3 protein-coding genes are annotated in these 5,604 nt (G+C 59.4%); all 3 read left to right on the forward strand.

Annotated features, from left to right (window positions below; translation table 11 throughout):
* The first annotated feature begins 469 nt into the window (after window positions 1-469).
* The 3 genes from BQ17_RS15140 (at window position 470) to BQ17_RS15150 (ending at window position 5,520) form a co-directional block, all read left to right on the forward strand.
* Window positions 470-2,992 carry a glycogen/starch/alpha-glucan phosphorylase gene (locus BQ17_RS15140; protein ID WP_089728453.1) on the forward strand — a complete coding sequence of 841 codons (2,523 nt, stop codon included), beginning with the start codon at window positions 470-472 and terminating at the stop codon, window positions 2,990-2,992.
* A 673-nt stretch (window positions 2,993-3,665) separates the two neighbouring features.
* Complete coding sequence (locus tag BQ17_RS15145) at window positions 3,666-3,923, forward strand: hypothetical protein (RefSeq protein WP_089728456.1); 258 nt, start codon at window positions 3,666-3,668, stop codon at window positions 3,921-3,923.
* 592 nt (window positions 3,924-4,515) lie between these two features.
* Window positions 4,516-5,520, forward strand: coding sequence for an HpcH/HpaI aldolase/citrate lyase family protein (locus tag BQ17_RS15150; protein WP_256091623.1), 1,005 nt, complete (start codon window positions 4,516-4,518; stop codon window positions 5,518-5,520).
* Window positions 5,521-5,604 lie beyond the last annotated feature (84 nt).

A 5,604-nucleotide genomic window follows, 5' to 3' on the forward strand; every position in this document is an offset into this window, starting at 1 on the left:
GTTTCGGCACGCGAAGATCCCAGCTCACGGCAGGCGGTTGGGCAACGCCCGTAGGATGGGCAAAGCAAGCGTCCATCGAGCGGGTTCTAAGGGATCGGACATGCCGCGGCGGTTTCCGCACCGCGGCGGCGGGTTAGGATGCACCCAGCGCAGCGTGCCCATCGATCCATCTGTTGGGCACGGCGCGCTATGGACCCTGGGCTCGAGCGCCGGTTCGGCAGCGCGCCTTGGCCCAACCGACCCGATTCGCTTCCATGCCAAGCGATTGTTTCAGCAGTGATTATCATTCGGTTGCCCTGGCGAATCGCCGGTGTGGCTTGCCCGTCGCCATCGTCGCGGCTAACATTAAAAGTTTATCCTGTCCGGCACGGCTGAGCTTCGTTTCGGGTTCTCCGTCAGGGCGCCTGCAGGACCTGAAAAACCGCTAGAAAATATAAAAATGCCCAGAAACACCAGAGAGGAATGCCAGATGGCCAAAGACAAGAAGAGCCGCACCCCCCTGCCCGAGCCCTTGCTGATCGATGAACGTGAGCTGGGGATGGACGCGTCCAGCATCGTTGCCGATATCCGACGCCATTTCAATCATACCCTGGGTTGCGACAAGCACTCGATCTCTGCCCACCATGTGTATGAAGCCTTGGTCATCGCCCTGCGGGACCGGCTGATGGAACGCTGGAAGAGCACCCACTATTCATATCAGGATGAGGAGTGCAAGCGTACTCAATATCTGTCGCTGGAGTTTCTGATGGGGCGCAGCCTCGGCAACACCTTGCTGAATCTGGGCATCCGGGAGGAGGTAGAGAAGGCGGTGAGCACCCTGGGATTGGAGCTCGAGAAGGTGATGGAGGTCGAGCGTGACGCCGGGCTGGGCAATGGGGGCCTGGGACGGTTGGCGGCCTGCTTCCTGGACAGCTGTGCCACCTTGCAGCTGCCGGTGATGGGCCACTGTATCCGCTATGAGTACGGAATTTTCAGGCAGGAGATCGACGCGCAGGGCGAGCAGGTGGAGAAACCCGATCATTGGTTGGCCTGCGGCAACCCCTGGGAGCTGGAACGCACCGAGTTCATTCAGCGCATCAGGTTTCGGGGGCGGGTGGAGCGCGTGGGGGATGGCGACAAGGGTTTTCAGATGCGTTGGGTGGACACCGACGATGTGCTGGCGGTGCCCTATGACATCCCGATCCCCGGCTATCTCAACGGCACGGTCAACACGCTGCGCGTCTGGAAGGCGGTCGCGGTCGAAGAGTTCGACCTGACCCAGTTCAATGCCGGTTCTTACGTCGAGGCCGTGGCGGGGCGCATGCATGCGGAAAACATCAGTAAAGTCCTGTATCCCAACGATGCGAGCGAGAGCGGCAAGGAGCTGCGCCTGCGGCAGCAGTATTTTCTGACCTCGGCGGCGCTCCAGGACGTGATGCGGCGGTGGTTGCGGGACCAGGGGGAGGACTTCTCCCCGTTTGCGGAAAAAAACTGTTTTCAGCTCAATGACACCCACCCGGCGGTGGCGGTCGCCGAGCTCATGCGTCTGCTGATGGATAGGCAGGGTATGGGATGGGACCAAGCGTGGGCGATCACCACCCGCTGCATGGCCTACACCAACCACACCCTGTTGCCCGAGGCGCTGGAACGCTGGCCGGTACGCATCTTTCGCGAGCTCTTGCCGCGGATCCTGGACATCATCTTCGAGATCAATGCGCGCTTTCTCTCCCAGGTGGCCAGCCGTTGGCCGGGCGATACCGAACGTCAGGCGCGGATGTCGATTATCGAGGAAGGCATGGATTCCCAGGTACGCATGGCGCATCTGGCCATCGTGGGCAGCTTCTCGGTCAACGGTGTTGCGGCGCTGCACACCAAGCTGCTGAAGGAAGGACTGTTCAGGGACTTCTACGACCTGTGGCCGGAGAAGTTCAACAACAAGACCAACGGCGTGACCCCGCGTCGGTTCCTGGCCCTTGCCAATCCGGGTCTGAGCGAGTTGCTTACCGAGACCCTGGGCGCGGGCTGGGAGGTCGACCTGACCAAGCTGAAGGACCTGCGGCCGAAGACCAAGGACAAGACCTTTGTGCGGAAATGGCAGGAGGTCAAACGCCGGAACAAGGTGCACCTGGCGAAAATGATGGCATCCTGCTGCGGCGTAAAATTCAATCCCGATGCGATGTTCGATGTCCAGGTCAAACGGATCCACGAATACAAGCGCCAGCTGCTCAACGTACTGCATGTGATCCACCTGTATGATCGCATCAAACGGGGCGATACGAACGACTGGACGCCGCGCTGTGTCTTCATTGGGGGCAAGGCCGCGCCCGGCTATTGGCTTGCCAAGCGGATCATCAAATTCATCAACAACGTAGCCAAGGTGATCAACGAGGATCCCGCCGTCGGCGATCGGTTGAAGGTGGCCTTTATTCCCAACTACCGGGTCTCGGCGATGGAGATTATCGCGCCGGGCACCGACCTCTCGTCCCAGATCTCGACCGCCGGCAAGGAGGCATCGGGCACCGGCAATATGAAGTTCATGATGAACGGGGCGGTTACCATCGGGACTCTGGACGGCGCCAACGTGGAAATCCTGGAAGAAGTCGGCAAGGAAAACTTCTTCCTGTTCGGCCTCACGGAAGCGGAGGTCGCAACCAAACGCAAGCCCTACGATCCGGAGCGGATCATCCATGAGGACGAGGACCTGAGCCGCGTTATACAGTTGATCGACAGCGCCCACTTCAACCAATTCGAGCCCGGGGCCTTCGATGCCCTCATCGGCTCGATGCGCAGCCCCGGCGATCCCTGGATGACCCTGGCCGACTTCCGCAGCTTCATCGACGCCCAGAAACGGGCCGCGGAGGCCTTCCGGGATCAGGACCGGTGGACCCGAATGAGCATCATCAACGCGGCCTGCTGTGCCCGTTTCTCCAGCGACCGCACCATCGCCGATTACAATCGGGACATCTGGAAGCTCGAGCCTGTCGTACCCGAGCTTTCCGACCAGACCGCTTAAGATCATCTCCTTCAGAAGAGCAGGCGCCGGAAATCCGGGGCTGAGCAGACGCTTGGTGGTCCGGCCCACTGCTCGATTAACAAGTTGTTTCGCCCGTAGGATGGTGGTAGGGCGGGTAAGCCAAGGACGGCGCCACCCGCCATATATGCGGTGAACGCGGCAGGTTATTCAGGATGGCATCACGAAGCAGTTGTCAGGGGGCAGGGGTGGCCCCCGTAGGGCGGGACAGGCCAGGGATGGCCGCATCCCGCCGGGCAGTTGTCAGGGCCGTAGGATTGTCAGGGCCGTAGGATGCGGTGAGCGCGGTAGGTCTTACAGGATGGCACCGTGAGAAGGCGCGAACCGCATCAATTAATTGTAGTGAGCGCAGCCTTGTCCCGAGCGTAGCGAGGGAGCTTCGTATCTTTGGATGGCGAGCGTGTCCAGCAAGGGTATTGGGCGTAATCGTTCAGACCCCACCGCGTCATTCCGGCAGGGATTGCCGGAATCCAGTGCCAGGGATGGCAAAAACAGTGGAGGGCCTGAACGATACTGTTGGGCACAGACCATCCAAAGATGCAGTTCGCGCGGGGAGAGCGTGCACCGGGCCAGCGAGCTCAGAACCACCGCGCTCACCGCATCCTACGCCCTACCTGGCTACCGGCTACCAGTCGCCAGTTCTGGATTGATTCCGATGAAAGCCGAAAAACAGACTGCCGAGTTTGCCCTTTGCATTGAGAATAGGAATTGTGAAAATTTAGAAAAGGGAAAAGTGTACCAGGTCGTCATTGACCGAAACGCCGTCCAGGAAGGCTACTTACGAATAATCGACGAATCCGCAGAAGACTATCTGTATCCAGCGACCTATTTTGTGCCCTTGGACCTGCCGCAGGAGGCCCGAAACGCCCTGACCAGACCTTTCCATCCAAGAACGGCCGCTTCACCGCATTGATCTCGGCTCTAGCCGCCAGACAGCGTGATTGGCTGGTTCTCTCTAGGCGGAGCAGTCTCTATAGTGCTGCTCTGAATGCCGGTTGGCTCTAACAAGCTGCTTAAGAGGCAATGCCACTAAGTCAAGCGTTAACCTTAGAAGCTATCTAAAAATTAAGATACTGATTTTAGGACATAAAATTTGAAAATTTCGCGCTCGTTCCCACGCTCCAGCGTGGGAACGCCGTCTTGTCCGCTCCAGCGGACTCAGCTCTCTGTGCTAATAGGCGTTGGCGGTTAGTCTACCGAGGCGCTTAATCGACGCTGGAGCGTCGGGGTCTGCTCCTACGCTGGAGCGTGGGGAGCCAGTCGAAAATCAATGTGTTGGTTTTTAGACAGCCTCTTAGTAAAAAAGCGGAAAAACGACGAATCACGCGAATCCCCGCAAAATTGTCATCCTGAACCAAAGAGAGGGATCTTTTTCGCGTCGATTTGTGTGATTCGTTGTTTTCTTTGAAGGCAGTCCGAGTTGGCCTGCCCTTCCCCAGTCCCTCGTTGGCCGCAAGCCTTCACCGCGCAACCCAATTCCATCACCGACCAGGAGAGTGCCCACCGTGAGCTTCAAGACCATCCCCGTCCGCACCCAACGCCTGAGTCGGAGCATGCTTGCCGTACCCGGCTCCAAGCCGCAGTTTTTCGAAAAGGCGGCCGCCGGTGCGGCAGACCTGATATTTTTCGATCTGGAAGATTCGGTCCCCCCGGACAAAAAGGCGCAGGCGCGCAAGGAGGTGATCGCCGCACTGAACGAACTGGATTTCCGCGGCAAGAGTGTTTCGGTGCGTATCAACGGCCTGGATACCCACTATATGTATCGAGATGTAGTGGATGTGGCGGAACAGGCCGGTAACCGTCTCGACCTGATCCTGGTCCCCAAGGTCGGCTGCGCGGCGGACATCTATGCCCTGGATATGCTGCTCACCCAGATCGAGCAGGCCAAGGGCATCAAGCAGCGGATCGGCATCGAATTACTCGTCGAAACCCCCCTGGGGCTCCAGAACATCGGCGAAATCGCCGCGGCTTCGCCCCGCAATGAGAGCATCGTTTTCGGTTCCGCCGACTATGCCGCCGCCGCCGGAGCGCAGACAGCCAGCATAATCGGCGCGCCCAACCCGAACTATCACGTATTGACGGACCCCGACCCGGAGGGCGGGCGTGAGCGGCATTGGGGCGACATGTGGCACTATCACCTGGCACGGCTGGTGGCAGTGGCGCGCGCCAACGGGTTGCGCCCGATCGACGGGCCCTTCTCCGATATCAAGGACCCGGATGGCTGGACGGCGAGCGCGAAACGGGCCCGCACCCTAGGCTGTGAAGGCAAGATGGCGATCCACCCCAGCCAGGTAGAGCTGGCGAACGAACTGTTCAAACCCTCCGCTGACGAAGTGGCACAGGCGCGCCGTGTCCTGGCAGCCTTAGAGCAGGCCGAACAAACGGGGGCAGGCGCCGTGACCCTGGATGGTAAGATGATCGATATCGCCTCGATCAGACAGGCCGAAGCGACAGTCAAGAAGGCCGACTTGGTTGCCGAGAAAGCGGCGCATCAAGGTTCCTTAGGCTAGGTGTCAGGTCCCGGATGATTACGCGGAATTTTATTGAACAATCGGGGCTGTTGAGCGTACCAGTGTTTGAGCGTTTGTAGGGGT

Origin of the sequence: Candidatus Thiosymbion oneisti (genome assembly GCF_900092655.1) — a bacterium.
GTDB classification, from domain to species: Bacteria; Pseudomonadota; Gammaproteobacteria; order Chromatiales; family Chromatiaceae; genus Thiosymbion; species Thiosymbion oneisti.

Excerpts from the sequence above, each read along its gene's own strand:
- BQ17_RS15140 (WP_089728453.1), top strand. The coding sequence starts at position 470 with ATGGCCAAAGACAAGAAGAGCCGCACCCCCCTGCCCGAGCCCTTGCTG.
- BQ17_RS15145 (WP_089728456.1), top strand. The coding sequence starts at position 3,666 with ATGAAAGCCGAAAAACAGACTGCCGAGTTTGCCCTTTGCATTGAGAAT.